The following is a 26,902-nucleotide window of genomic DNA, read 5'->3' on the forward strand; positions in this document are numbered from 1 at the left end:
TTTCGGAGTTCGATCGCGGATGCGTACGGTGCGAACCATGATTGATCACGAAGTCCGTACCCGCCGCAGCGCCGAAGAGTTCCCGATCGAGGAGCATCTCGCGTACAAGATCGCTCAGGTCGCCGCAGATCCCGTCGCGGTGCCCGCCGACACCGCCGAGATGATCGTCAACCGCATCATCGACAACGCCGCGGTGAGCGCCGCGTCGGTGGCTCGTCGTCCCGTCACCAGTGCCCGTCGCCAAGCGCTGACCCGTCCGCTCGACGGCGGCTCGACGGTGTTCGGCGTCGACGGCGCGTTCGCACCCGAATGGGCCGCCTGGGCCAATGGAGTCGCTGTCCGCGAACTCGACTTCCACGACACCTTCCTGGCCGCCGAGTACTCGCACCCCGGCGACAACATCCCGCCCCTGGTGGCCGTCGCACAGCGGACCGGGGCATCCGGAGCCGACCTGATCCGCGGTCTCGCCACCGCCTACGAGATCCAGATCGACCTGGTCCGCGGCATGTGCCTGCACGAGCACAAGATCGACCACGTCGCACACCTCGGACCGTCGGCGGCCGCAGGCATCGGCACCATGCTCGGACTCGACGTCGACACCATCTACCAGGCCGTGGGGCAGGCTCTGCACCTGACCACGGCGACCCGCCAGTCCCGCAAGGGCGCCATCTCCAGCTGGAAGGCGTACGCACCCGCCCATGCGGGCAAGATCGCCGTCGAGGCGGTCGACCGCGCGATGCGCGGCGAAGGCGCACCCGCCCCGATCTGGGAGGGCGAGGACGGCGTCATCGCGTGGCTGCTGGGCGGCCCGGACGCCTCGTACACGATCCCGCTGCCCGCCGCGGGCGAGGGCAAGCGCGCGATCCTGGACAGCTACACCAAGGAGCATTCGGCCGAGTACCAGAGTCAGGCGCCGATCGACCTGGCCCGACGGATGCGCGACCGCATCGGCGACCTGGACCAGATCGCGTCGATCGTCCTGCACACCAGCCATCACACGCACTACGTGATCGGCACGGGCTCGAACGATCCGCAGAAGTTCGATCCGACCGCCAGCCGCGAGACGCTCGACCACTCGGTGATGTACATCTTCGCCGTCGCACTGCAGGACGGCGAGTGGGATCACGAGCGCTCGTACGCTCCCGAGCGCGCTGCTCGCCCCGACACGGTGGAACTGTGGCACAAGATCTCGACGGTCGAGGACCCGGAGTGGACGCGTCGCTACCATTCGGCCGACCCGAACGAGAAGGCGTTCGGAGCGCGCGCCGTCGTGACCCTGAAGAGCGGCGAGGTGATCGAAGACGAACTGGCGGTCGCCGACGCGCACCCGCTCGGCGCACGTCCTTTCGCCCGCGAGCAGTACCTCGCGAAGTTCGCACGGATGGCAGACGGCGTCGTCGACCCGACCGAGCAGGCGCGATTCGTCGCAGCCGCGACCGGTCTGGAGACCGCACAGCCGGGGGACCTCGCGGGCCTCAACGTCCGCGTGCTCGACTCCGTGCTCGACTCGGCCGCCGCTACCGGCGAGGGCATCCTCTGATGAGCGACGCGACGGGCCTGTTCACGTCGAGGGCCACCGACGCCGAGAAGCGCGCGAGTCTTCGCGCGGGACTCGACTCGGGCGAACTGCAGCGATGGCCGGGTGCGTTCAGCCCGCTGGTAGCCAAGATCGTCGCCGACGCCGGTTTCGACGGGGTGTACGTCTCGGGCGCCGCGCTCTCCGCGGATCTCGGACTGCCCGACATCGGACTGACGACGCTCAGTGAGGTCGCGGCGCGGGGTGGCGCGATCGCGCGAGCCACCGAACTGCCGACCCTCATCGACGCGGACACCGGCTTCGGCGAGCCGATGAGCGCGGCGCGGACTGTCTCCGTGCTCGAAGACGCCGGCCTGGCCGGTTGTCACCTCGAAGACCAGGTGAATCCCAAGCGTTGTGGGCATCTCGACGGCAAGGACGTGGTCCCGGCCGAGGAGATGATCCGCAGGATCGCCGCGGCGGTCGGCGCCCGTCGCGATCGGAACTTCATCGTGTGCGCTCGGACAGACGCCCGCGGAGTGGAAGGGCTCGATGCCGCCGTCGAACGGGCGAAGGCGTACGTCGACGCCGGCGCGGACCTCATCTTCACCGAGGCGCTCGCCGATGCGGGCGAGTTCGCCCAGTTCCGGGCCGCCGTCGACGCGCCGCTGCTGGCGAACATGACCGAGTTCGGCAAGTCGCGACTGCTGACCACCGATCAACTGCGCAATCTCGGCTACAACGCGGTGATCTACCCGGTCACGACGCTCCGACTCGCGATGGGCGCCGTGGAGGCCGGGCTCGCCGCGATCGCCGAGGACGGCACCCAGGCCACGTTGCTCGACAAGATGCAGCACAGGTCCCGCCTCTACGAGCACCTCCGCTACGCGGACTACAACGCCTTCGACACGAACCTCTTCACCTACTCGACCGCAGGGGAGCGACCATGAGCACGACCGCCGGAGCCGAGAGCACAGCGACGATCTCCACAGGGACGATCTACAAGGGACTGGCGGGTGTCGTCGTCGACACCACGGCGGTGTCGAAGGTGGTGCCCGAGACCAACTCGCTGACCTACCGCGGCTACGCCGTGCAGGACTTGGCGGCGAACTGCTCGTTCGAGCAAGTCGCCTACCTGCTGTGGTACGGCGAGCTCCCCAACGATCTCCAGCTGGCGCAGTTCGTGCAGCGGGAGCGAGCGGCCCGACGTCTCGACCGGTCCGCCCAGGCGGTTCTCGCCCGCACGCCGGACACCTGCCATCCGATGGACGTCGTCCGGACGATGATCAGTTACCTCGGAACCGAGGACCCGGATGAGGACGCTACCGGTCCGGAGGCGCTGATGGCGAAGGCCCAGCGCATGTATGCGATCCTCCCGACGATCGTCGCCGCCGACATGCGACGTCGCCGCGGTCTGGATCCGATCGCACCCCACCATGGCCTCGGGTACGCCGAGAACTTCCTCACCATGTGCTTCGGCGAGGTCCCCGACCCGGTGATCGTGCGTGCATTCGAGAAGTCGATGGTGCTGTACGCCGAGCACAGCTTCAACGCGTCGACGTTCGCCGCTCGCGTCGTCATGTCGACAGGTTCGGACATGTACAGCGCCGTCACCGCCGCCATCGGCGCCCTCAAGGGGTCGCTGCACGGCGGCGCCAACGAGGCCGTCATGTACGACATGATCGACATCGACCGTCCCGAACGCGCCGCCGACTGGCTCAACGCCAAGCTCGATGCCAAGGAGAAGGTGATGGGCTTCGGGCACCGCGTGTACAAGAACGGCGACTCGCGCGTCCCGACGATGTACGACGCGCTGGTCGACGTCGCCGATCATCTCGACGATCACAAGTGGCTCGGCATCTACCGGGAACTCGAACAGGTGATGGTCGGGCGTACCGGCATCCGCCCGAACCTCGACTTCCCGACCGGCCCGGCCTACCACCTGATGGGCTTCGACATCGGTGCGTTCACGCCGATCTTCGTGATGAGTCGCATCACGGGGTGGACCGCTCACATCATGGAGCAGGCCGCGTCCAACGCCCTGATCAGGCCGCTGTCCGCCTACTCGGGACCGCAACAGCGCCCGCTTCCCGCCTGAGAGCGGCGTCCAGCCCACCTGCTCGAGAGAGGCAGCGAAGAGTTTCATGTTCGACAAGATCCTGGTGGCGAACCGCGGCGAGATCGCGGTCCGCGCCTTCCGAGCGGCGTACGAACTCGGTGCGAGCACCGTGGCCGTCTACCCCGCCGAGGACAGGCACTGCATCCACCGTGGCAAAGCCGACGAGGCGTATCAGATCGGCGAGCCCGGCCATCCGGTGCAGGCGTATCTGAACGTCGAGGAGATCGTGCGGGTGGCGCGCGAATGCGGTGCCGACGCGGTGTACCCCGGCTACGGGTTCATCTCCGAGAACCCGGACCTCGCGGCGGCATGTGCACGGGAGGGCATCACGTTCGTCGGTCCCAGCGCCGATGTCCTGCACCTCACCGGCGACAAGCAGCAGGCGGTGACCGCGGCCCGTGCGGCGGGACTGCCGGTCCTGGCCGGATCCGCACCGTCGTCGAATGTCGACGACCTGCTCGCCGCCGCCGTCGACATGACCTTCCCGGTGTTCGTGAAAGCCGTCGCCGGCGGCGGTGGCCGTGGCATGCGTCGAGTCGGCGAGATCGGGGAGTTGGCCGACGCCGTCGGCGCGGCGTCGCGTGAGGCCGCCGCCGCGTTCGGCAATCCGACGGTGTTCCTCGAACAGGCGGTGGTGAATCCCCGCCACATCGAGGTGCAGATCCTCGCCGACTCGTACGGCGACGTCGTCCACCTCTACGAACGCGACTGCAGCCTGCAGCGACGACACCAGAAGGTCGTCGAGATCGCGCCTGCGCCGAACCTCGACCCGGCGCTGCGGGAACGGATCTGCGCGGACGCCGTCGCGTTCGCGCGCCAGATCGGCTACTCGTGTGCGGGTACCGTCGAGTTCCTCGTCGACGAACGCGGACAGCACTTCTTCATCGAGATGAATCCGCGCATCCAAGTGGAGCACACGGTCACCGAGGAGATCACCGACGTCGACCTCGTCGCCGCGCAGTTGCGGGTGGCGGCGGGAGCGTCGCTCGCCGACCTCGGTCTGCGCCAGGACACGATCGCGATCCGCGGCGCCGCATTGCAGTGTCGCATCACCACCGAGGACCCGGCGGCGGGCTTCCGCCCGGCGACCGGGAAGGTCACCGCGTACCGTGCGCCGGGTGGCGCGGGCGTCCGGCTCGACGGCGCCGCGGCCCTCGGCAGCGAGGTGACCGGACACTTCGACTCGATGCTGGTGAAGCTGACCTGTCGCGGCGCCGACTTCGACACCGCTGTCCGACGAGAACGCCGTGCGCTCGCCGAGTTCCGGATCCGCGGCGTCACCACGAACATCAGCTTCCTGCAGGCGGTGCTCGACGACCCCGACTTCCGTGCGGGCCGGATCACGACGTCGTTCATCGAGGACCGGCCCGAACTGCTCACCGCGCGCATCGACGACGACAAGGGCACCAAGCTGCTGTCGTATCTGGCGGATGTGACAGTGCACAAGCCGTACGGCGAGTTGCCGACGCCGGTCCACCCGCACACCAAGCTGCCCGCGCTCGACCGGTCGGTCCTCGCGGCACCGCCCGCCGGTTCCAAACAGCGACTCGACGAGCTGGGCCCCGCCGGATTCGCACGCGCGCTCCGCGAGCAGAAGGCTCTGGCGGTCACCGACACCACGTTCCGCGACGCTCACCAGTCGCTGCTGGCGACACGCGTCCGGACCAGCGGACTGTCTGTCGCAGGCCCGTATGTCGCGGCGACGACACCGGAGCTGCTGTCGGTGGAGTGCTGGGGAGGCGCCACCTACGACGTGGCCCTGCGGTTCCTGAAGGAGGACCCGTGGGATCGGCTGGCGCGCCTGCGGGAGGCGATCCCGAACATCTGCCTGCAGATGCTGCTGCGCGGCAAGAACACCGTCGGCTACACCCCGTACCCCACGGATGTGACAACGGCGTTCGTGCGTGAGGCCGCCGACACCGGCATCGACGTCTTCCGCATCTTCGACGCCCTGAACAGCGTCGACGCGATGCGCCCGGCGATCGGCGCGGTCCTGGAGACCGGCACCACGGTGGCCGAGGTGGCGATGAGCTACACCGGCGACCTCGCGAACCCCGCGGAGGACGTCTACACGCTCGACTACTACCTGAGGTTGGCGGAGCAGATCGTCGACGCCGGCGCGCACGTGCTCGCGATCAAGGACATGGCAGGCCTGCTCCGTCCGGCCGCGGCTCGCACCCTGGTGTCGGCGCTGCGATCGAACTTCGATCTGCCGGTCCACCTGCACACCCACGACACGCCCGGCGGCCAGTTGGCGACGTATCTCGCGGCGTGGGAAGCCGGTGCGGATGCTGTCGACGGTGCGAGTGCCGCATTGGCGGGGACGACGAGTCAGCCGTCCCTGTCGGCGATCGTGGCGGCGGCCGCGCACACCGAGTACGACACCGGTCTCGACCTGAGCGCGGTGTGCTCGATGGAGCCGTATTGGGAGGCGGTCCGCCGCGAGTACGCGCCGTTCGAGTCGGGCATTCCCGCGCCGACCGGCAGGGTGTACACGCACGAGATCCCCGGCGGACAGCTGTCGAACCTGCGACAGCAGGCGACGTCCATCGGTGTCGGCAATCGCTTCGAGGCGGTCGAGAACGCATATGCTGCGGCCAACGAACTGCTGTTGCGTCCGGTGAAGGTGACACCGTCGTCGAAGGTGGTCGGCGACCTGGCCGTCGCATTCGTCGCGCAGGGCGTGACCGCCGAGCAGTTCGCGGCGAATCCGGCGGCGTACGACATCCCCGACTCGGTGATCGGCTTCCTCAACGGGGAACTGGGCGAGCCGGCCGCTGGTTGGCCCGAGCCGCTGCGATCACTCGTCCTCGCCGGGCGGGAACGCCGCAGTGTCGTGACCGAACTGACCGCGGACGATCTCGATGCGTTGACCACGGGCGGAACCGTCCGCAGGCAGGCGCTGAACCGCTTGCTGTTCCCCGGTCCGACGGCCGACTACCTCGACCATCTGGCGACGTTCGGCGACACGTCCAAGCTTCCGGCGCACCAGTTCTTCTTCGGACTGCAGCCCGGTCTGGAGCATCGGGTGAAGCTGCGTTCGGGCGTCGACCTGCTGATCTCACTGGAGGCGATCAGTGAGCCCGACGACACCGGCGTCCGTACCGTCCTGCTGACGGTCAACGGTCACCTGCGGTCGGTGTTCGTCCGGGACCGCGGTGTGGACGCTGTCGTCGCGGCCGCCGAGCAGGCGGACAAGAGCAACCCGAACCACATCGGAGCACCGTTCGCCGGTGTCGTGTCGGTGACGGTCAGCGTCGGTGACACCGTCGCCGCGGGCGCCGTCGTCGCGACGATCGAGGCGATGAAGATGGAGGCGTCGATCACGAGTCCGACGGCGGGAACGGTTCGGCGAGTCGTGTTCACCACCGCGACTGAGGTGTCGCCGGGCGACCTCCTGCTGGAACTCGGCTGAGCTCCGTCTGCCCGCGGTCCGGCTCACCAACGGACTGTCAAGACCCGAGTTTGTTGGAGACCGATCAGTTGTTCTGTGAGGTGAGTTCGCGGGCCCGATTCTGGGTCCAGTAGTCGGCTTCGGCCGCGGCGGGTGGTTGGTAGTCCAAGGCCGAGTGCAGGCGGGTGGTGTTGTACCAGTGGACCCATTCGGCGGTGGCGATCTCGACGGCGTTGGTGCTTGTCCACGGTCCTTTCTTGTAGATCAGCTCGTGCTTGTACAACGAGTTCAGGGCTTCGGCCATCGCGTTGTCGTAGGAGTCCCCGCGCGAGCCGACTGAGGCGATGGCGCCGGCTTCATCGAGGGCCTGGGTGTAGCGGATGGCTCGGTATTGCACCCCGCGGTCGGAGTGATGGATCAGCGCGGTTAGGTCTTGACCGGACCGCCGGCGCAGCCACAATCCCATCGCCAGGGCGTCGATCGCGAGGTCAGCGAACATGCGGGTCGAGGTCTGCCACCCGACGATCATCCGGGAGAACACGTCCAACACGAACGCTACGTACACCCATCCGACCTCGGTCCGCACGTACGTGATGTCGGCAACCCACAGCTGATTCGGCGCGTCAGCGTGAAATGTGCGGTCGACCAGATCGGCCGGACGCGCCGTTTCCGGTGCCGGGCGGGTGGTCCGTGGGAACTTGCCCCGCACGACGCCCCGGATCCCCAGGTCAGCGCATAGTCGTTCGATAGTGCACTTGGCTACGGTGATCCCCTCCATGCGCAGTGCGGCGCGGATCTTGCGTTGTCCGTAGATTCCGCCGGTGGCCTCATAGACCCGCATGATCTGGGTCTTGAGGTACTCGTCTCGCACTGCTCTGGCCGACGGTGGCCGGGTGCGGGCGGCGTAATAAGTCGATGGCGCGATCGCGCAGCCAGCCTCGGTCAGAGCGGTGCAGATCGCCTCGACGGGCCATCGATGTCGGTGCTGATCGATGAAGGCGACGATCAGCGGTGTGGCCGGTCGAGCTCGGCCGCGAAGAAAGCCGACGCCGTCTTCAAGATCTCGTTCGCCCGACGCAGCTCTCGAACTTCGTTCTCCAACAAGCGGATCCGCTCAATATCGGAAATCGTTTCAATCCCAGGCGATTCGGCTTGGCCGTCTTCGACGCGACGGACCCAGTTCCGCAGGGTTTCGGGGTTGATGTCGAGTTGCTTAGCGATCCGGGCCAGAGCTCCGGGCGCGGTCTCGGGATCCTTCCGAGCATCGATGGCCATGCGTGTGGCACGGTCCCGCAACTCGGGTGAGTACTTCGATGGGCGAGGCATGAAACAAGTGTCCCTTCCGGTCAAACCTGTCTCCATCAAACCCGGGACGATTCAGGTCGCGACGGAGAACTGCTTATGCGAGGCCATCTCACAGCCCTGATCCCACGTCAACGAACCGCGCAGGTGCTCCGGCAGGGTGCCGATCAGCGGGACGAGCACGTCACGGACCTCCTCGGCAGTGTGTCCGCCGGGCAGATACCCGAGCATCACATACCGGGTCGTGCGTTCCACGAGCGTGACGATCGCGGACTCGGACCGGGTCCCGACGATCAGATCGCCCTCCCAATGCCCGGGCACCGCCCGATCTTCGACCTCGGCTGGTCGGTCCGAGATCATGATCATGCCGTCCACGAACCGTGACGAGCGCTGATCCGGATGCGTGTGCGGTTTCCGTCGGGTGCGTCCGGTGCGCAGCGCGTCCGCGACCTCACGTCGCAGCCCGCCGCGTGCTTGGACGTAGATGGCCTGGTAGATCGTCTCCGTGCTCACCCGCATGCCCTCGTCATCGGGGAACTCCTTGATTAGAGAGTTGCGGATCTGTTCCGGCGACCACTGCAATTGCAGCTTCCCCGCAACATAGTCGCGCAGCCGCCCCCGCCGCGCGAGCTTCGACGACTTCGGGCGCGCCCGGCTGCCAGCCCACGCACGATGCGCCGCATGCGGCCGATAGACACCGTCCACGGAGCGTGCGTCGATCTCGCGTTTGATCGTCGAAGCCGGCCTGCCCAACTCCCGCCCGATGGCCCGCAACGACATCCCCTGCCTGCGCAGGTCAGCGATCGTCTCCCGCTCCACGATTGTCAGGAAACGCGGATGGAGCACCGCTTCAAGGATCGTCAGCGGCGATGACGATGCAGGAGCAACGAATGTGGTCACACCCGACTTGTAGTCGACCCGGCGCCCGTCTGGATAGGTTCGCGCGTCATGTGACTTGCGCACGCCACGATCCCAGTCCCGCGCGGTCCTCTCGTTCACGCACACCCGGCGGGCCGCTTCCCGTCGCGCAAGACCTTGCGACCTCAGCCGGTCATACTCAGCCCGCCCAGGATGAGACGGGCGACCAGCCGTGGGCCGACGTCCCGACTTCCGAACCCACCCCGCTGCCGTATGTCGGTTCACACCCACCATCCGTGCCGCGAGCGTCGTGCTGCCGACATCATCGAAAACCTCGAAGAACCTAGACTTCAACACCCCTGAAACCATGATCCCCGCAACTCCCTGAAACTCAGGGTGTTGCGGGGATCACTAGAACCCGCCAATCCTCGCGGGCCGCAGTCGTCGTGTGGGCGCCGGTCAGCGCACGGCCACCGCGGCCTGAACCATGTTGGTCAGTGCTTCGGTCACCTCGGCTGTCGTGCGGGTCTTGAGTCCGCAGTCCGGGTTCACCCACAGACGGTCGGCCGGGACCGCGTCCAATGCCTCCCTCAGGGACGCGGTGATCTCGTCGACGCCCGGCACGCGCGGTGAGTGGATGTCGTAGACGCCCGGTCCCACCTGCGTCGCGAAGCCGATCGCGTTGAGGTCGGCGAGCACCTCCATGTGCGAGCGGGCGGCCTCGATGGAGGTGACGTCGGCGTCCAACCCCCCGATCGCGCCGATGACCTCGCCGAACTCCGAGTAGCACAGGTGCGTGTGGATCTGCGTCGCGTCGGCCACGCCGGCCGTCGACAGTCGGAACGACGTGACGGCCCAGTCGAGGTACGCCTCCCGGTCCGCGGCGCGCAGCGGCAGCAGTTCACGGAGGGCCGGTTCGTCGACCTGGATGATCGCCGCACCCGAGCGTTCGAGGTCGACGGTCTCGTCGCGGATGGCGAGCGCCACCTGGTTCGCCGAATCGGCGAGCGGCTGATCGTCGCGGACGAACGACCACGCCAGAATCGTGACTGGGCCGGTCAGCATGCCCTTCACCGGCTTCGCGGTGAGCGACTGCGCGTACGAGATCCAGTCGACGGTCATCGCGGCGGGGCGCACCACGTCGCCGTACAGAATCGGCGGACGGACACAGCGTGAGCCGTACGACTGCACCCAGCCGTTCGCGGTGGCGAAGAAGCCGTCGAGCTGCTCGGCGAAGTACTGGACCATGTCGTTGCGCTCGGGCTCGCCGTGCACGAGCACATCGAGTCCGATCCGCTCCTGCAGTGCGATGACATCGGCGATCTCGGCGCGCATGCGCTCGACGTAGCCGGCCTCGTCGATCGCACCGGTACGCAACGCCTGACGCGCCTTGCGGATGTCGGTGGTCTGCGGATACGAGCCGATCGTGGTGGTCGCGAGAGTCGGCAGGCCGAGCGCGGCGTCCTGGATCACGCGGCGATCGGCGGCGGCCGTACGGGTCGAGTCGGCGGTCGTCAGAGCAGCGAGGCGGGCGCGGACGGAGTCGACGTGCAGACGCGGATCATCGGATCGGGATGCCAGCGCGGCACGTGCGGCGTCGAACTCGGCCGCCTGGTAGGCCCGGCCGTGCGCGTAGGCCCGACCCAATGCGGTGACCTCGCCGACCTTCTCCTCGGCGAACGCCAGCCAGCCGTGCAGCGCCGGGTCGAGACCGTCCTCGCCGCGCAGCGTGTAGGGGACGTGCAGCGTGGAACACGACGTGGACACCGCGAGCGTCCCGACGACTCCGCGGATCGACTCGAGGCGGCCCAGAGCCGCATCGAGGTCGGTACGCCACACATTGCGGCCGTCGACCACACCCGCGACGACGTGCTTGTCGCCGAGACCCGCGGCCAGCACGGTCTCGACCGACCCGCTCACCAGATCGACGCCGACACCTTCGACGTCGGTCCGCGCCAATGCGGCCAGGGCGTCGCCCGCATCGCCGAAGTACGTCTGCACGAGGATCGACGGCCGATCCGTCGCCGCGGCCAGTGCACCGTAGACGCGCTCGGCAAGCTCCGCGAGGCCCTCGTCGGCGTCCGTCACCAGGATCGGCTCGTCGATCTGCACCCACGACGCGCCCGCCGCGGCCAACCGCCCGAGCAGGTCGATGTACAGCGGGATCAGCTCGTCGACGCGCGACAGCGGGGCGTCGTCGTCCGCAGTAGCAGGCTTCGACAGCCCGAGGAACGTGATCGGGCCGATCACCGCCGGCCGGGCGGGGACACCCTGCGCCCGGGCTTCGGCGAGCTCGGACAGCACCTTGGTCGGATCGAGTGCGAACGTGATGTCCGCGCCTATCTCCGGCACCAGATAGTGGTAGTTCGTGTCGAACCACTTCGTCATCTCCAGCGGCGCCACGCCGTCTGCACCGCGCGCGGCCGCGAAGTACGCGTCGAGCGGGTCGTCGATCGATGCGACACGGGTCGGAAGCGCTCCGAGGAGTACCGCGGTGTCGAGGATCTGGTCGTAGTACGAGAACGTGTTGACCGGGATCGAGTCGAGTCCGGCGGTCAAGAGTTGGCGCCATCCGTCGCGGCGGAGGACGGCGGCGACCGATTCGAGGGCGGCACGGTCGGATCGACCGGCCCAGTAGGCTTCGACGGCTCGTTTGAGTTCACGGTTCGCGCCGATCCGGGCCGTGCCCGGCACGGTTGCGGTGAACGGTGACGTGGTCGGACGTGTCGTGTCGATGGACATGACTGGTTCTTCTCCTGCATGAGTGCGTACAGCTGTCGCCCTGCGGGAGATGCCACGAATCGACGAGTCCCGTCACGACATGACGGTTCCGCCGATAGGTGTCATCGCCCAGTCCACGAGGCGGACAACCATCGGGTGCGGCGCACCCGATACAACAGGCAGGTCTTCGGGCTCGTCGGCGGGCGCGTGAGCGCACCTACTGGCCGTCGCTTCCCAGACCCGGATGTACACGGGTCCAGTGCGTGTGACGGCGGTCGTTCCGACATACCGCTGCGGGACAGCTCCGGTTTCTCACCGGATTCCCTCTTCGCGCGGTCGTCGCCGACCGCGCGTCGACGTCGCACCGTCTGAGACGGAACGACGAACCGATTGCAGTTGAGAGCCTAGGCCGTCGTCGACAGCTCGCTCAACCGCAGCCGACACGTGCGCAAAACTATTGCCAAGACGACTCCGAGCCTGGTGACCGGTATGTGGTCACCAGGCTCGGAGCAAGTGTTGGAACTACTTCGTGATCGCGCCGATGAGCTTCGGGCGGAGGTCGGAGGCGGCGATCACCTCGTCGACCGATCCGACGCGGACGGCCCGGTGGATGTCGTGGACGGCGTCGAACTCGGCGGCCATCTCGGCGATCTTCTCCGCGCGGACCGACGTGCGGAGCTCGTCGAGCTCTGCGGCCAGCGTGGCACGGTCGGCTCCGATCGCCTCGGCGACCCGCTCGGCGAGCGCCTCGACGCGCGGATCCTTCGCGGTGCGGACCCCGACCTCGCCGGAGAAGACGACGGCCGCGGCGGGTGCGCCGCCGAGGACCGAGGCGAACGAGCCGTCGATCGCGAGGACCGTCATGTTCGGGTTCAGCGCCTTCGAGAAGACGACGAACGCGCCGCCGTGGTAGCGGGAGATGACACAGAACACGATCGGACCGTCGAAGTTGATGATGGCGCGGCCGATCTCGGCGCCGTACTCCAACTGAAGCTTCCGCAGCGACTCCGGCGAGCCGTCGAAGCCCGACAGGTTCGCCAGGACAACGACCGGGCGGTTCCCGCTCGCCGCGTTGATCGCGCGGGCCGCCTTCTTCGACGACTGCGGGAACAAGGTGCCCGCGCTGAACGTGTCGGGACCGTCCGTCGGCAGGAAGCCGCGGCGGCTGACCGGCGTCGACTCGATGCCGATCAGGGTCACCGCGTGGCCGCCGAGGTGCGTGTCCGCGGCGACGACGGTCTCCGCGTCGGCCATGCCTGCCCAGCGTTCGACGATGGGCGCGTCCTGGTCGGTGACGGCCCGCATCACCGAGCGGATGTCGAACGGCTTCTTGCGGTCCGGGTTCGCGGTGGCCGAGAAGATCTCGCCGACCGTCGTGAAGTCGCTGCCCTCCAAGACGTGCGGGAAGTCGGAGATGTCACGGTCGATCGGGTCGGACGTCGAGGCGCCGCGCGGCCCGTCCTCGCCGGGCGCCACATACGTGTGGTCGTAGTGGCTCATCATGGTGTCGACCGCGCCCTGCATGTCGGGGGCCCAGTACTGGGCCTCACCGTTCGGGCCCATGATGCGGTCGTAGCCGCCGAGCCCGAAGTTGTCCTCGGCCGACACGCCGCCCGAGAAGTCGAGCGCCTGCTTGCCCGTCAGCACCATCGACGAGTCGGGGGTCATCACCAGGATGCCCTTGGTGTGCATGAGCATCGTCGCCTCGGCGTTCCAGTACGCCTGGCCGCCGACGTTGATGCCGCTGACGACGATGTTGATCTCGCCGCCGTCCTGCGTGAACTCGACGATCCGCTTCAGCGCGGCCGCCACCCAGTCGAGGTTCTCCGTGCCGGAGTCCATCTGGACCGCCGCGCCGGACGAGATCGCGTACCACTCGACGGGCAGACGCTCGGCCTCGGCGAGGTCGAGGGCCGCGATGTACCGGCGGCACTCCGGCTCGGTGAGCGCGCCGAGAGCCTTCGTCGGGTCGCCGAGCATCACGACGCGGCGCACACCCTCCGGATGCTTGGCGGTCGGCGTGCTGACGGTGCCGACGACGACGGCCGCCGTGTTGCGTCCCTTCGCACGGTCGACGGGGGCGAGGGCGCCCGCGTCGTCGAGGTCGTACTCGGTGAAGTCGCCGAGCGTCTCGACGAGCTCGTACGGGTACGAGGTCCCGCGGCTCGACGCCTTCAAGACCTTCTGGCGGTAGGCGTCGATCGGCGTCACGGCCTCGTCGGTGGGGTCGTCGACCCTCACCTCGGGGACGCCCGCGGCGTCGAACGTGATGTGGATGGCGACCTTGGAGAGCTCGCGGGTGTCGCGGTCGCGCTGGCGGGCGATCAACATGATCTCCTCCAGCCCGGCGCCGTCGACGGACTGCGTGCGGACGGTGTGCGCGACGATCTTGCGCACCTGTTCGCGCGAGACGTCGAGCGTCGGCCAGATGTACATGACGATCCGGTTGGTGTTGAAGCGCTTGCCGCGGGGGCGCTGCGCCTGCGCGGACCGGATGGTGTCGACGCAGGTCGCGAACGTGGTCTCCGCGGTCGGCAGGGTCAACAGCCCGTCGTCGTCGGTGACCGCCGTCAGGTCGCGGATCTGGGCGAACGCGATCAGCCTGTCGTCTGCCGGGTTTGCCTTGGCGACACAGCGGAACAGGTACACCTCTTCGTCGTCGGACGACGAGAGCCGGGTCAGATCGAACTTGCGGAGACGCTCCATCTGCATGCGGCGCGCGATGTGCGGGTGCAGGCCGCGGATCAGGCGGTCCTCGGCGAGGCCGGTGGCCGCCGGGCGGAACGTGAAGTGATGGTGCATCGTGTCGTCACCGCGGCCGGCCACCGTCACGGTGATGCGTCGGACGCGGTCGGGCAGCACCTGGGCGCTGATCACCTCGTACAGGGCGGTCGCGAGGCCGTCGAAGTCGTCGGGCTGGTTCTCCCAGCGGACGTACACGTCGGCGTCGATCGCGGGCGTCTGGGCCGACAGATCGGCGAGGCCCGCGAGCGCGGTCGGCAGATTCTCGAAGCTCGTCGCGATCGACGCGAGCGACGTGCCGTTGCGTTCGGCGACGACGAACGTGCAGCCGCCGTCGCGGTGCGAACGGACGTCGGAGAGTCCCTTGTTGCCGTAGTAGCGGCGGGTGAGGACCTCGAGCATGACGGTGTCGTCGAGGTCGTCGTGCTCCAGGCGCTCGGACAGGATGCTGACCAGCGGGACCGTGCTGCGGACCATCTCGGACACGCGGTCGGCGCGGTCGGCCGCCGCCGGGTTCGCGTCGAGGTGAGCGAGGTCGGCGCGGACCTTCGTGTACACGCGTTCACGGTCGCCGAGCAGTCGCGGCTGGCCGTACCAGGTGAACAGCACACCGCGTGCGAGGTCGGCGACGGCGGGGAAACGCGTCTGGGCGGCGTCGACGAGCCGCTCGAGCGCGCGGCCCGCGGTCTCGACGTTGTCGTCACCCGCGGCGGGCGCCGGTTCGGCGAGCCAGCGACGCAGGACGGTGGTGATCACCGGGACGGTGTCGGTGCGACCCAGGGCGAGGAAGATGCGGAACACCGCCTCCTCCAGGTCGGGGGTGCGGTCGAGGTCGTCGACACCGTAGTGCGCGAGAGCCGACGACAGCTTGACCTGGAACCGCTCGGGGACGCCCGCGACGTCGACGTCGAGGCTCTGGAGGTAGGTGTGGAAGTTCTCGCGGGCACTGTGGACGCGGTCGTCGGTGTCGACGGCGTCCGACGGACGACGCTCGCTGAGTGCGGCGATGTCGGCGAACACGGTCAGCAACTCCGACTCGCCGTCCTGCGGCACGAAACCGGCGGCGACGGCGGCGTCGCGTGCGGTGAGGTAGTCGGACAGGACGCGGCTGTTGTCGTCGGGATCGACGTCGAAGCCGAGCAGGAGGCTGCGGAGGTCTTCGAGGCCGCGGCCGACGAGTTCGTCGGTGGACTCGATCGCCGGAGCCGCGGGGAGGTCGATGACGGCGACGTCGCCGGTGTCGGCGGCCTCGGCGTCGTCCTGCAGCGGTTCCAGCCGCAGCAGCGGCGCGCCCGTCTCCACCTGGGCGCCGACGCTGACCGCACATTCCTTGAGGCGGGCCTTGAACGGCGCGCGGAGGACGGTCTCCATCTTCATCGACTCGAGGACCAGGACGGGGTCGCCCGCCTCGACCTCGGCTCCGACCTCGAGCGGGGTCGCGATGACGAGCGCGGGTGCGGGGGAGCGGACGACGCCGCCCTCGTCGCGGCTCACGCGGTGCGTCACGCCGTCGACGTCGACGAGGTGGATCGGGCCGTGGGTGTCGGTCAGCAGGCGGTAGCGGACGCCGTCGATGGTGGCCTGACCGGCGTGCTCGTCGAATCGTTCGAGCGCGACGTCGGCGGTCCGGACCAGGTCGCCTGCCTCGACGACCACCCGGAACCGGTGCGCGCCGATGCGGGCCACCCGGACGCGGTACGCCGCGCCGCGCAGTTTGAAGTCGAGGGGACGACCGCTCTCGTGCAGCACCTGCGGGCGGCCGCCCGCCGCGGTGACGAGCAGGCGGGTCCGCTCGGCGGTCTCCTCCTCCTCGTACGCGTCGATGGCGGCGGCCGCGAGCGCGACCGTCGAGTCCTTGTGCGAGACGAGGCGTCCCTCCTCGCGGACACGATCGATCCAGCCGGTGTCGGCGGAGGCGTCGATCACCTCGGGCTGGATCAGCAGGTCGAGGACGAAGCTCTTGTTGGTGGCTCCGCCTTCGATGATGACGCCGGTGCGGCTCATCGCGCGCCGCAGGCGGCCGAGCGCCTCGTCGCGGTTGCGGCCGTACGCGATCACCTTGGCGATCATCGAGTCGAAGTCGGCCGGGATGGTGTCGCCTTCGCTGACGCCGGTGTCGACGCGGATGCCGGGGCCGGTCGGCAGGTCGAGGCGGGCGATGCGACCGGGGGCGGGCGCGAAGTCGCGGTCGGGGTCCTCGGCGTTGAGCCGGGCCTCGATGGCGTGGCCGCGTTCGACGGGCTTCTCGCCGTCGAGCGTGCCGCCGGAGGCGACGTGCAGCTGCGCGCGGACCAGGTCGAAGCTGTTGGTCAGCTCGGTGATCGGGTGCTCCACCTGCAGGCGGGTGTTCACCTCGAGGAACGCGAACAGCTTCTCGCCGGGGTGGTACAGGAACTCGACCGTCGCCGCGCCGCGGTAGCCGACGGCGTTCGCCAGTCGCTCGGCCGACGCCTTGACCTCGTCGGCCTGCTCGGTCGAGAGCACCGGCGACGACGACTCCTCGATGACCTTCTGGTTGCGGCGCTGCACCGAGCAGTCCCGCACGCCGAGGGCCCAGGCGGTGCCCTGACCGTCGGCGATCACCTGGACCTCCACGTGGCGGGCACCCGTCACCAGGCGTTCGAGGAAGACGACGCCGCTGCCGAAGGCGCGCTCGGCCTCCTCGCGGGTGCGCTGGTAGGCGTCTTCGAGTTCGGAGTCGTCGGACACCTTGCGGATGCCGCGGCCGCCGCCGCCCGCGGTCGCCTTCAGCATCAGCGGGTAGCCGATGTGCGCAGCCGCGGCCTTCGCATCCTCCAGATTGTCGACCGGGCCGTTGCTCCACGGCGCGACCGGGACGCCGACCTCCTCGGCGATGATCTTGGCGCCGATCTTGTCGCCGAGCTTGCGCATGGCGTCGGCCGACGGGCCGATGAATGTGATGCCGATGTCGTCGCACAGTTCCGCGAACGCCGGGTCTTCGGCGACGAAGCCCCAGCCGACCCATGCGGCGTCGACCTCGGTCTCGACGAGTGCACGACGCAGGACGGCGAGATCGATGTACGGGCGGTCCGCCGCGGCTCCGATCTCGTAGGCGATGTCGGCCTCGCGGACGTACGTCGCGGTCCGGTCGACGTCGGTGTGGAGTGCGACCACTTCGATGTTCTGGCCGGTCTCCGCGTTCAGGTCTCGTACGGCGTTGATGAGGCGCATGCCTGCCTCGCCTCGGTTCACGATCGCGATGCGGTTGAACACGCAGGGACTCCTTGAATGTGTGGGGGAAGGGGTGCGGGGATGACGCACAGTGTTGGCGTCCAGTATCTCGCGTCGCGTGTGGCGGCGACCACCGTTCGGGGTGTGACAAGAATCCCGTACTCGCTGGTAGGGTCGGTCTATTCGCCCAAAGGGGGCACCGATAGCCGGTCGCCGAAAGCTACTCGCGAGTCAGGGGACGGCGGTGGTGAGCGGCCCGACCGACTGGTCGAGCGCACCCGCCGCGAAGCGGGTGATGGGCCCCACCGCGGCGTCGAGGGCCTCGTCGAAACCGTCGCGACACACACCGGACAGCACGGTGCCCGCGACGCCGATCAATGCGATCGCCTCACCGGTGGTCGGCACGCAGATCGCCCACACGAAACGCGACTCGGAGGCCCAGTCGGCGTCCGATGCCGCGATGTAGTCGGCCGGCTCGTCCACGGACAGCAGGGACAGGGCCGGAACGTCAGAGAGCCGGTCGTCGTCCCGCAGGGCGCGCAGATACCACGCGCCCGCATTGACCTCGACCGGCTCCATGACTGGGTGTTGTTACTTGATCTCCAGCAGGACGGTGCCCTGCGTGACGGCCGCGCCCGCCTCGATGGCGAGGCCGGTGACGGTGCCGTCCTTGTGGGCGGTGACCGGGTTCTCCATCTTCATGGCCTCCAGGACCACGACGAGATCCCCTGTGGCGACGGTGTCGCCTTCGGCGACGGCCACCTTGACGACCGTGCCCTGCATCGGAGCCGCCACGGCGTCGCCCGATGCGGCCTTGGCTCCGCCCTTGGTGCGGGTACGGGCCTTCGGCTTACGACGCACGGCGCCGTTGGTCGAGCCGCCACCGCCGCCGAGGTTCAGGTCGCCCGGGAGCGACACCTCGACACGACGACCGCCGACCTCGACGACGACCTTCTGACGCGGAGCCGCGTCGTCCTCGTCGATCGGCTGGCCGCCGGTGTAGGGCTCGATGGTGTTGTCCCAGTCGGTCTCGATCCACTTGGTGTAGACGTCGAACGACTCGCCGTCACCGATGAACGCGGGGTTCGACACGATGTGGCGGTGGAACGGGATGACGGTGGCGAGGCCGTCGACCTCGAACTCGGCGAGCGCACGCCGCGAACGCTCGAGGGCCTGCTGGCGGTTCTCGCCGGTGACGATGAGCTTGGCGAGCATCGAGTCGAACTGCCCGCCGATGACGTCGCCCTCGCGGACGCCGGAGTCGACGCGGACGCCGGGGCCGGTGGGCTCGCGGTACACAGCCACGGGGCCGGGGGCGGGGAGGAAGCCGCGACCGGCGTCCTCGCCGTTGATACGGAACTCGAACGAGTGGCCGCGCGGAGTGGGATCCTCGGTGATCGTCAGTTCCTTGCCCTCGGCGATGCGGAACTGCTGACGGACGAGGTCGATGCCCGCGGTCTCCTCGGTGACCGGGTGCTCCACCTGCAGGCGCGTGTTGACCTCGAGGAACGAGACGGTGTCGCCCTGAACCAGGTACTCGACGGTGCCCGCGCCGTAGTAGCCGGCCTCGCGGCAGATGGCCTTGGCGGAGCTGTGGATGCGGCCGCGCTGGTCGTCGGTCAGGAACGGCGCGGGGGCCTCCTCGACGAGCTTCTGGAAGCGGCGCTGAAGCGAGCAGTCGCGGGTGCCCGCGACCACGACGTTGCCGTGCTGGTCGGCGATGACCTGGGCCTCCACGTGGCGGGCCTTGTCCAGGTACTGCTCGACGAAGCACTCGCCGCGACCGAACGCCGCGACGGCCTCACGGGTGGCCGACTCGAACAGCTCGGGGATCTCTTCGATGGTCTGGGCGACCTTCATGCCGCGACCACCGCCGCCGAATGCGGCCTTGATCGCGACCGGGACGCCGTACTGCTCGGCGAACGCGACCACCTCGGCCGCGTCGGCGACCGGATCCTTGGTGCCCGCGGCCATCGGGGCCTTGGCGCGCTCGGCGATGTGACGCGCGGTCACCTTGTCGCCGAGGTCGCGGATGGACTGCGGCGACGGGCCGATCCAGGTGAGGCCCGCGTCGAGGACGGCCTGCGCGAAGTCGGCGTTCTCGGAGAGGAAGCCGTAGCCGGGGTGGACGGCGTCCGCGCCCGACTGGGCGGCGGCGGCGAGGATCTTGTCGAACACCAGGTACGACTCCGCGGACGTCTGACCGCCGAGGGCGAAGGCCTCATCGGCGAGCTGCACGAACAGCGCGTTGGCGTCCGGCTCCGCGTACACCGCGACGCTGGCGATGCCCGCGTCCTTGGCCGCGCGGATCACGCGGACCGCGATCTCGCCGCGGTTGGCGATCAGAACCTTCTTGATGGTCGTCTGTGCGATTGACACTGGCTCTCCTGTGGCGGGCCCGCGTGGCGGGCCGTCGTCGTGGCTTGTGCGTCGCGCGGGATGGTGGTCCACGTGTGGCGCTGTGCAGGGTGTCCGTCGTGACGGACGCCATGATTTCCGGGAGTCAGCCTAACCCACCGAACAAACGCTCGGTGGACGGCCACCCCAAAAACTTAGGACTGGTTCTACCCGGCGTCCGCCGTACTCGCTAGTAGGTCGGCGAACTCGTCGAGAAACGGCAGGACACGCTCGGGTTGCTCGGCGGGGAAACGTGAATGCAGCCGCAGTCCCGACGGCGTCCGCGTGACCCACACGTAGACCTCGTCACCGGAGTACGAATGGCTGCGGACGACGTGCGAGCCACCCGCGTCGGCCTGCGCGGCGGTCGGCGTCCCCCGCGAATCCATGAAGGACACCACGAACTTCGGCGCGGGCGACTCGCCGAGCAGCTGAGCCACCCGCAGGAACGGGACGGTGGATCCGTGGCGCCCGGCCCGCAACGCGAGGGACGCGCGGTGGACGGCTTCGGCGGTGTCGGTCTCGTCGTCGACGCGGAAGGCGATCGGTGCGAGGCCGACGAACCAGCCGAGGGAATGCTGCCACTCGGGTGCGCTGCGCGTGTGCCTCGGCATCACACAGGAGAACTCGGCGTCCGGGGCCACCCGGTGGTAGGCGAGGGCGAGCTCGGCGAGGATCCCGGCCACCAGGTTGCCGCCCGCGGCCGCGCACGCCGACTCGAATCGACGGGCGGCGGCGTCGTCGATCAGGAGCGCCGTCCGGGACGCCTGCGCCGGGTGCTCGACGGTGAACGGGTCGGGGGAGTCGCCGACCGTCGGACGCAGCGGCGCGAAGTACGGCTCCGGATGGGTGTCGAGGAACGCCCGCCACGCGAGGACCGCGGGCGCCGACGCGTCGACGAGGTCGGCGGCGCGTCGCTCGGCGTCGCTGAAGTCGACGTAACTGCCCGTCGGCGGCAGTTCGACCGTGCGTCGGTCGCGCGCCGCCCGGTACAGCGCGGTCAGCTCGTACTGCGCGGTGACCAACGAGTACCCGTCGACGAGCGAGTGGTCCGCGGCGAACAGAAGGGTGAAGGAGTCGGCGCGCGCGACCGTCGCGAACCGGTAGGCGGGCCAGTGCAGGGGAGCCGTCGCGCGGTCGAACGATCCGGCCACCTGTTCCAGCAGCATCTCCGACTCGGCGTACCAGCCGATGCGGGTCATCTTGAGTCGGACGGTCTCCGGCGGCGTCGAATAGCGCTCGGTGCGGTCGCTCTTGAGCACGACGTGCGTCCGCAGCACCTCGTGCCGCGAGATCCACGCCATCAACGTGGCGCGGATCGCGGGCACCGACATCGGCTCCTCGAAGTCGATCGAGAGGCCGAGCCACGACTCGCGGCCGCCTTCGCGCTGGGTGCGCGCCCGGTGCTCGAACGCGTCCCGCAGGTGCTGTTCGTGATTGTGCGACGTCTCGCGCTCGTCGCGACGCCAATGGCCGAGGCCGCCCTCGACAGTGGGGATCCACTCGACGAGTCCGCCCGGGCGGACCGGTGCGTCGAGTATCTGCAGGAAGTCCATGCCGGCTAGCCGCCGGTCTGCTCGGCCACCTGCCGCTTGATGCGCGCCAGCATGCCGGCCATGCCCCGCAGTCGAAGCGGGCTGATCACCGACGCCAAGCCCAGATCGTGGAAGAAGTCGGACGGCACGTCCGCTATCGCCTGCGACGACGAACCGTCGAGCCCCTGATGGAGGATCGAGGCGAAACCCCTGGTCGTCGGCGCCTCCGGCGGAGCACTGAAATACAGCTTCACCGACGAGGCGTCCGACGCGTCGACCGACAGGAAGATCGGCGACTGGCACTCGGGCACCGGTTCCATCGCCTCGGTCTTCATCGACTCGGGCACATCGGGGAGCTCGGTCGCGAACTCAAGCAGGAGCGTCACCTTGTCGGGGTCGGCGAGCGCCCCGAAGTCGTCGACGATCTCGGCGAGGGCTGCGGGCAGTGTCATCGGGACGCCGGCGCGGCGCCGGGCTCCTCGCCCCGCGCGATCGGGACGCGGACGCGGTTGCCCCACTCGGTCCACGATCCGTCGTAGTTGCGGACGTCGTCGAAGCCGAGGAGGTGCGTCAGGACGAACCAGGTGTGGCTGGACCGCTCGCCGATGCGGCAGTAGGCGATGGTCGGCGTCGCCGCGTCGAAGCCGGCGTAGATCTCGTCGAGCTCGCGGCGCGTGCGGAAACGGCCGTCGGGTGCGGCGGCCTTGGCCCACGGGATCGACACCGCGGTCGGGATGTGGCCGCCGCGCAGCGCGCCCTCTTCCGGGTAGTCGGGCATGTGGGTGCGTTCGCCCGTGTACTCCTGCGGCGAGCGGACGTCGATCAGGGGCGACGTGCCGAGCGCGCCGAGGACGTCGTCGGCGAATGCGCGGATAGCCGTGTCGTCGCGTTCGACGACCGGGTAGTCGGTCGCCGGGTAGGAGGGGACGTCGAACGACGTCTCGCGCTGCTCGTCCATCCAGGCGTCACGGCCGCCGTCGAGGAGTCGGACGTCCTCGTGGCCGAAGAGTGTGAAGACCCAGAGGGCGTAGGCGGCCCACCAGTTGTTCTTGTCGCCGTAGATGACGACGGTGTCGTCGCGGCTGATGCCCTTGTCGCTCATCAGCTTCGCGAACGCTTCGCCGTCGATGTAGTCGCGCGTCACCGGGTCGTTGAGGTGCAGGTGCCAGTCGACCTTCTGCGCGGTCGGGATGTGGCCGATGTCGTAGAGGAGGACGTCTTCGTCGGATTCGACGATCTTCAGTCCGGGAGCCCCGAGGTGCGCCGACAGCCACTCGGTGCTGACGAGGCGTTCCGGGTGTGCGAACGAGGCGAAAGCCGGATTCGTTTCGAATTCCACAGGCATGCGAGGGTCTCCCGAGTTCTGGTGCGCAGCAGTCGGAGCCGACTGTCGTTTTCCAGCATACGGTCGCGCGAATGACGGTGTTGTCACGGTGCGCCGAGTGTCGGTGTTAGCGTCTGCGCATGCACGCTCATTCGAGGTCACGACGCCTGTCCGGTCGAGTCGTCGCTGCGGCCGCCGCGGTCGTGGCCGGGGCGCTCGTGCTCGCGGGCTGCGGCACGGGTGTGGACGGCACCCCGACCCGCGCCGCGGCCCAACCCCCGAAGCGGTGCACCGTGTCGGAGTGCCCCGAACTCCCGGTGTACTCGTCCAAGCGGATCCAGGCGAGCGGCGTGACCGTCGCCAACTCGGCCGAGACGGTGCCCGCGTACATGAAGGCCGTCCTCGACGACCTCGACACGACGTGGCAGGAGTGGTTCGCCGAGTTGAACATCGAGGGGATCACGCCCGGTCGTGAACTCATCGAGCCGGGGTCGTCGTTCGCCACCGCGTGCGCGGACGACGGTGAGGACCCGATCACCAGCGACTTCCCGAATGCGTTCTTCTGCACGTTGGACAAGCTGCCCGACGGGCAGGGCGCCGAGCGCGAGGGCTCGGTGATCCTGCCGGTGCAGACGTTCGCCGACATCTGGCAGGGCAAGCTGCTCGGGTCCAAGGGCGTGGTGCTCGGCGACTTCACCGCCGCGACGATCATCGCCCACGAGTACGGGCACAACGTGATGCACCGCCTGCAGGAGGCGTACGGAATGAGCGACGAACAGTTGCCGTCCGGCAACGATCCCGAACTGCTCGCCGACTGCTTCGCGGGCAACTGGGCGGGCACCGTCTTCGCCCGCAAGGACCTGTCGCTGAAAGAGATCGCGCAGGCCGCGGTGCTGGTGATCAGCGTCGGCGACCCGGCTCCGAATCAGGGTCACGGCACCTCGTTCGAACGGATCCAGGCCCTGACCCGCGGTTTCACCCAGAACTTCTCGAAACAGGGCCAGCCCGTCACCTGCCTCAAGGACTACTGGCCCGCCGCGCTTGGCGGCTGACGGTGAGTCGATTGAATCGTCGCGCTTTACAGCCGACGCACTCGTAAGGGCCGTTTCACATTGCCATCATGGTGGTTGAGCTGGGTCGGAGCGTTAGCGGAGGCCCTTGTCGAAACCACCGTCACCCGGGTTGTGAATCTGATGAAACATATTGGTGGGCAATGAGTTCCAGCCCGGGTGGCGGTGGTTTCGACTGGCTGCTCCGCTAACGCTCCGCAACCGCTCAACCAGCATGGCGGCGATGTCACTCTCAGGTCAGGCGCGCCAGAGGTCGGCGACGTCGACGTCGACGCGGCGCAGGAGTCGGCGGGTGAGCGGCAGGCTGATGCCGATGACGCTCGACGGGTCGCCGTCGATGCCGTCGAGAAGCCAGCCGCCGAGGCCGTCCAACGTGAACGCGCCCGCGACCTTCAGCGGTTCGCCGGTCGCGACGTACCGTTCGATCAGCTCATCGGAGACGTCGGAGAACCGGACCGCCGTCGACTGGTGATCGGCCGCGGCCGCGACGACGGCCCCGTCGCGCAGCCGCGTGACGCAATGACCGGTCATGAGATGTCCGACAGTGCCGCGCATGCGTCGCCACTGGGCGATCGCGACGTCCGGCGTGTGCGGCTTACCGGACAGTTCGCCGTCCAACAGCAGCATGGAATCGCACGTCAGGATCACGCAGTCGGCGCCGGCCGGGACGTCGTCCGACAGGATCGCCGCGACGACCGCGTCGGCCTTCGCCTGCGCGAGACGGGTGACGACGACGTGGGGCGCGGCGTCGCCGAGTTCGGCGATCAGCGCGTCCTCGTCGACGTCGGACACCAGGACCGACGGGTCGAGGCCGGCGTCGCGCAGCACGCGGAGGCGAGCGGGCGACGCCGACCCGAGAACGACCGAGGTCATCCCCGGTTGCTGAACGAGCTCGGCATGCCCCACGACTGCCGGTGCATGTCGCTGGGACGGCCCCAGTCGTCGCGGGTGACGGGCCCGGAATCGTCCGATCCGCCGCCCGCGGCCGACAGGACGCTCACCAGCACGGCGACGTCCTCGTCGGACGGGTTGCCCGACACGACCGTGAGGAACGGCTTCTCTGCGGGAGTCTGCTCGGCGGTCACAGCGGGATGTTCCCGTGCTTGCGCGGCGGCAGCTGGACGAGCTTGCGCTCGAGCAGGCGCAGTGCGTTCGCGATCTGGCCGCGGGTGTGGCTCGGCGGGATCACGGCGTCGACGTAACCGCGCTCGGCGGCGACGTACGGGTTGACGAGGGTGTCCTCGTACTCCTGCTGCAGTTCCAGGCGCAGTGCGTCGACGTCCTCGCCGTTCGCCTCCGCGTCCTTCAACTGGCCGCGGTACACGAAGCCCACCGCGCCCGATGCGCCCATGACCGCGATCTGCGCGGTCGGCCATGCCAGGTTGACGTCGGCGCCCATGTGCTTGGAGCCCATGACGTCGTACGCGCCGCCGTACGCCTTGCGGGTGATGACGGTGATCTTGCCGACCGTCGCCTCGCCGTACGCGTACAGCAGCTTGGCACCGCGGCGGATGATGCCGTTGTACTCCTGCTCGGTGCCGGGCAGGAAGCCGGGGACGTCGACGAGGGTGATGATCGGGACGTTGAACGCGTCGCAGGTGCGGACGAAGCGTGCGGCCTTCTCCGATGCGTCGATGTCGAGGCAGCCCGCGAACTGGGTCGGCTGGTTCGCGACGATGCCGACGCTGCGGCCGTCGACGCGACCGAAGCCGATGATCACGTTCATCGCGCGTTCGGCCTGCACCTCGAGGAACTCGTCGTCGTCGAGGATCCGGCGGATCACCTCGTGCATGTCGTAGGGCTGATTCGGGGAGTCCGGGATCAGCGTGTCGAGTTCGAGGTCTTCCTCGGTGAGGTTGTCCTCGATGCCGCCGGTGGTCGCCGGTGCGGGCAGGCGCGGGGCGTCGGCGCGGTTGTTGCTCGGGAGGTAGCCGAGGAGCTCCTTGACGTACTCGAGCGCGTCCTCTTCGTCCTGGGCGACGTAGTGCGCGACACCCGACTTCGCCATGTGGGTGTGGGCGCCGCCCAGATCCTCCATGGTCACGTCCTCGCCGGTGACGGTCTTGATGACGTCGGGGCCGGTCACGAACATCTGGCTCGTCTGGTCGACCATGACGACGAAGTCGGTGAGAGCGGGCGAGTACACGTGGCCGCCCGCGGCCGGGCCCATGATCAGCGAGATCTGCGGGATGACGCCGGATGCCTTCACATTGCGGTGGAAGATCTCGCCGTACAGGCCGAGCGAGACGACGCCCTCCTGGATGCGGGCGCCGGCGCCCTCGTTGATGCCGACGAGCGGACGGCCGGTCTTGAGCGCCAGGTCCATCACCTTGACGATCTTCTCGCCGTAGACCTCGCCGAGGCTGCCGCCGAAGACTGTCACGTCCTGGCTGAAGACGCAGATCTCACGGCCGTCGACGGTTCCGTATCCGACGACGACGCCGTCGCCGAGCGGACGCTTGTCGGCGAGGCCGAAGTTGGTGCTGCGGTGACGTGCCAGCGCGTCGAGTTCGACGAACGATCCCTCGTCGAGGAGGTGGGTGATGCGCTCGCGGGCGGTCAGCTTGCCCTTGGCGTGAATCTTCTCGGCGGCGGCTTCGCCGACCGGGTACTCGGCGTCGGCCAGCCGATTCCGCAGGTCGGCAAGCTTGCCTGCCGTGGTGTGGATGTCGGGAGCTGCGCTGTCGTCGCGCGAAGCAGTGGTCATGAACATCGACTTTAAACAGGGAGGT

At 68.7% G+C, this 26,902-nt stretch carries 15 protein-coding genes, 2 pseudogenes and 1 riboswitch; of the genes and pseudogenes, 5 read left to right on the forward strand and 12 right to left on the reverse strand.

The genetic code is table 11. From position 1 onward, the window contains the following. Positions 1 to 37 precede the first annotated feature (37 nt). The 4 genes from prpD to GYB83_RS12300 are packed head-to-tail and all read left to right on the forward strand — an operon-like array spanning position 38 to position 7,050. Positions 38 to 1,540 carry a 2-methylcitrate dehydratase PrpD gene (gene prpD, locus GYB83_RS12285; RefSeq protein ID WP_161895799.1) on the forward strand — a complete coding sequence of 501 codons (1,503 nt, stop codon included), beginning with the start codon at positions 38 to 40 and terminating at the stop codon, positions 1,538 to 1,540. Further along, entirely contained in the window at positions 1,540 to 2,466 is a 927-nt protein-coding gene (gene prpB / locus GYB83_RS12290; protein ID WP_161895800.1) for a methylisocitrate lyase, read from the forward strand. Before prpD ends, prpB begins: the two co-directional genes overlap by 1 nt. Further along, positions 2,463 to 3,614 (forward strand): bifunctional 2-methylcitrate synthase/citrate synthase, encoded by a 1,152-nt coding sequence (locus tag GYB83_RS12295; protein ID WP_161895801.1) that lies wholly within the window; start codon positions 2,463 to 2,465, stop codon positions 3,612 to 3,614. Before prpB ends, GYB83_RS12295 begins: the two co-directional genes overlap by 4 nt. A 46-nt stretch (positions 3,615 to 3,660) precedes the next feature. Next, entirely contained in the window at positions 3,661 to 7,050 is a 3,390-nt protein-coding gene (locus GYB83_RS12300; RefSeq protein ID WP_161895802.1) for a pyruvate carboxylase, read from the forward strand. A gap of 64 nt (positions 7,051 to 7,114) precedes the next feature. Here the strand turns inward: GYB83_RS12300 and GYB83_RS12305 are convergent. The 9 genes and pseudogenes from GYB83_RS12305 to GYB83_RS12345 form a co-directional block, all read right to left on the reverse strand. Further along, positions 7,115 to 8,355, reverse strand: a pseudogene (locus tag GYB83_RS12305) (IS3 family transposase). 60 nt (positions 8,356 to 8,415) lie between these two features. Next, positions 8,416 to 9,558: pseudogene (locus tag GYB83_RS12310) on the reverse strand (IS30 family transposase); the annotation flags it as partial. A 90-nt stretch (positions 9,559 to 9,648) separates the two neighbouring features. Next, positions 9,649 to 11,931 carry a 5-methyltetrahydropteroyltriglutamate--homocysteine S-methyltransferase gene (gene metE, locus GYB83_RS12315; RefSeq protein WP_161895803.1) on the reverse strand — a complete coding sequence of 761 codons (2,283 nt, stop codon included), beginning with the start codon at positions 11,929 to 11,931 and terminating at the stop codon, positions 9,649 to 9,651. A 140-nt stretch (positions 11,932 to 12,071) separates the two neighbouring features. After that, positions 12,072 to 12,285, reverse strand: a riboswitch (cobalamin riboswitch). 147 nt (positions 12,286 to 12,432) lie between these two features. Further along, entirely contained in the window at positions 12,433 to 17,886 is a 5,454-nt protein-coding gene (locus GYB83_RS12320) for an ATP-binding protein (RefSeq protein ID WP_161895804.1), read from the reverse strand. Positions 17,887 to 18,075: 189 nt separating this feature from the next. Then, positions 18,076 to 18,423, reverse strand: coding sequence for a GNAT family N-acetyltransferase (locus GYB83_RS12325; protein WP_161895805.1), 348 nt, complete (start codon positions 18,421 to 18,423; stop codon positions 18,076 to 18,078). 12 nt (positions 18,424 to 18,435) lie between these two features. Further along, complete coding sequence (locus GYB83_RS12330; protein ID WP_161895806.1) at positions 18,436 to 20,223, reverse strand: acetyl/propionyl/methylcrotonyl-CoA carboxylase subunit alpha; 1,788 nt, start codon at positions 20,221 to 20,223, stop codon at positions 18,436 to 18,438. A 185-nt stretch (positions 20,224 to 20,408) separates the two neighbouring features. After that, positions 20,409 to 21,797 (reverse strand): condensation domain-containing protein, encoded by a 1,389-nt coding sequence (locus GYB83_RS12335; RefSeq protein ID WP_161895807.1) that lies wholly within the window; start codon positions 21,795 to 21,797, stop codon positions 20,409 to 20,411. Between the two features lie 5 nt (positions 21,798 to 21,802). Continuing rightward, positions 21,803 to 22,228: a SufE family protein gene (locus tag GYB83_RS12340; protein WP_161895808.1), complete on the reverse strand. Its 426-nt coding sequence runs from the start codon at positions 22,226 to 22,228 to the stop codon at positions 21,803 to 21,805. Then, positions 22,225 to 23,121, reverse strand: a complete 897-nt coding sequence (locus GYB83_RS12345) for a sulfurtransferase (protein WP_161895809.1) — start codon at positions 23,119 to 23,121, stop codon at positions 22,225 to 22,227. The genes GYB83_RS12340 and GYB83_RS12345 overlap by 4 nt, the downstream gene beginning before the upstream one ends. A gap of 119 nt (positions 23,122 to 23,240) precedes the next feature. Here GYB83_RS12345 and GYB83_RS12350 point away from each other — a divergent pair, with 119 nt between their 5' ends. Continuing rightward, positions 23,241 to 24,152, forward strand: a complete 912-nt coding sequence (locus tag GYB83_RS12350; RefSeq protein ID WP_161895810.1) for a neutral zinc metallopeptidase — start codon at positions 23,241 to 23,243, stop codon at positions 24,150 to 24,152. A 255-nt stretch (positions 24,153 to 24,407) separates the two neighbouring features. On the opposite strand, the gene GYB83_RS12355 is transcribed toward GYB83_RS12350, so the two are convergent. Genes GYB83_RS12355 through GYB83_RS12365 form a run of 3 tightly spaced genes read right to left on the reverse strand, consistent with a single transcriptional unit; the run spans position 24,408 to position 26,877 of the window. Then, positions 24,408 to 25,043 carry a Maf family protein gene (locus tag GYB83_RS12355; protein WP_161895811.1) on the reverse strand — a complete coding sequence of 212 codons (636 nt, stop codon included), beginning with the start codon at positions 25,041 to 25,043 and terminating at the stop codon, positions 24,408 to 24,410. Continuing rightward, positions 25,040 to 25,255 carry an acyl-CoA carboxylase subunit epsilon gene (locus GYB83_RS12360; RefSeq protein WP_161895812.1) on the reverse strand — a complete coding sequence of 72 codons (216 nt, stop codon included), beginning with the start codon at positions 25,253 to 25,255 and terminating at the stop codon, positions 25,040 to 25,042. The genes GYB83_RS12355 and GYB83_RS12360 overlap by 4 nt, the downstream gene beginning before the upstream one ends. After that, complete coding sequence (locus tag GYB83_RS12365; protein ID WP_161895813.1) at positions 25,252 to 26,877, reverse strand: acyl-CoA carboxylase subunit beta; 1,626 nt, start codon at positions 26,875 to 26,877, stop codon at positions 25,252 to 25,254. The genes GYB83_RS12360 and GYB83_RS12365 overlap by 4 nt, the downstream gene beginning before the upstream one ends. Positions 26,878 to 26,902 lie beyond the last annotated feature (25 nt).

It is taken from the genome of Gordonia spumicola (genome assembly GCF_009932475.1).
In the GTDB taxonomy this organism is placed as follows: domain Bacteria; phylum Actinomycetota; class Actinomycetes; order Mycobacteriales; family Mycobacteriaceae; genus Gordonia; species Gordonia spumicola.

What these genes read in the sequence shown, in the direction of transcription:
- GYB83_RS12340 (WP_161895808.1), bottom strand. Translation starts at nt 22,228, where the DNA reads ATGACACTGCCCGCAGCCCTCGCCGAGATCGTCGACGACTTCGGGGCG.
- GYB83_RS12325 (WP_161895805.1), bottom strand. Translation starts at nt 18,423, where the DNA reads ATGGAGCCGGTCGAGGTCAATGCGGGCGCGTGGTATCTGCGCGCCCTG.
- prpB (WP_161895800.1), top strand. Translation starts at nt 1,540, where the DNA reads ATGAGCGACGCGACGGGCCTGTTCACGTCGAGGGCCACCGACGCCGAG.
- GYB83_RS12335 (WP_161895807.1), bottom strand. Translation starts at nt 21,797, where the DNA reads ATGGACTTCCTGCAGATACTCGACGCACCGGTCCGCCCGGGCGGACTC.
- metE (WP_161895803.1), bottom strand. Translation starts at nt 11,931, where the DNA reads ATGTCCATCGACACGACACGTCCGACCACGTCACCGTTCACCGCAACC.
- GYB83_RS12295 (WP_161895801.1), top strand. Translation starts at nt 2,463, where the DNA reads ATGAGCACGACCGCCGGAGCCGAGAGCACAGCGACGATCTCCACAGGG.
- GYB83_RS12345 (WP_161895809.1), bottom strand. Translation starts at nt 23,121, where the DNA reads ATGCCTGTGGAATTCGAAACGAATCCGGCTTTCGCCTCGTTCGCACAC.
- GYB83_RS12300 (WP_161895802.1), top strand. Translation starts at nt 3,661, where the DNA reads ATGTTCGACAAGATCCTGGTGGCGAACCGCGGCGAGATCGCGGTCCGC.
- GYB83_RS12350 (WP_161895810.1), top strand. Translation starts at nt 23,241, where the DNA reads ATGCACGCTCATTCGAGGTCACGACGCCTGTCCGGTCGAGTCGTCGCT.
- GYB83_RS12365 (WP_161895813.1), bottom strand. Translation starts at nt 26,877, where the DNA reads ATGACCACTGCTTCGCGCGACGACAGCGCAGCTCCCGACATCCACACC.
- GYB83_RS12355 (WP_161895811.1), bottom strand. Translation starts at nt 25,043, where the DNA reads ATGACCTCGGTCGTTCTCGGGTCGGCGTCGCCCGCTCGCCTCCGCGTG.
- prpD (WP_161895799.1), top strand. Translation starts at nt 38, where the DNA reads ATGATTGATCACGAAGTCCGTACCCGCCGCAGCGCCGAAGAGTTCCCG.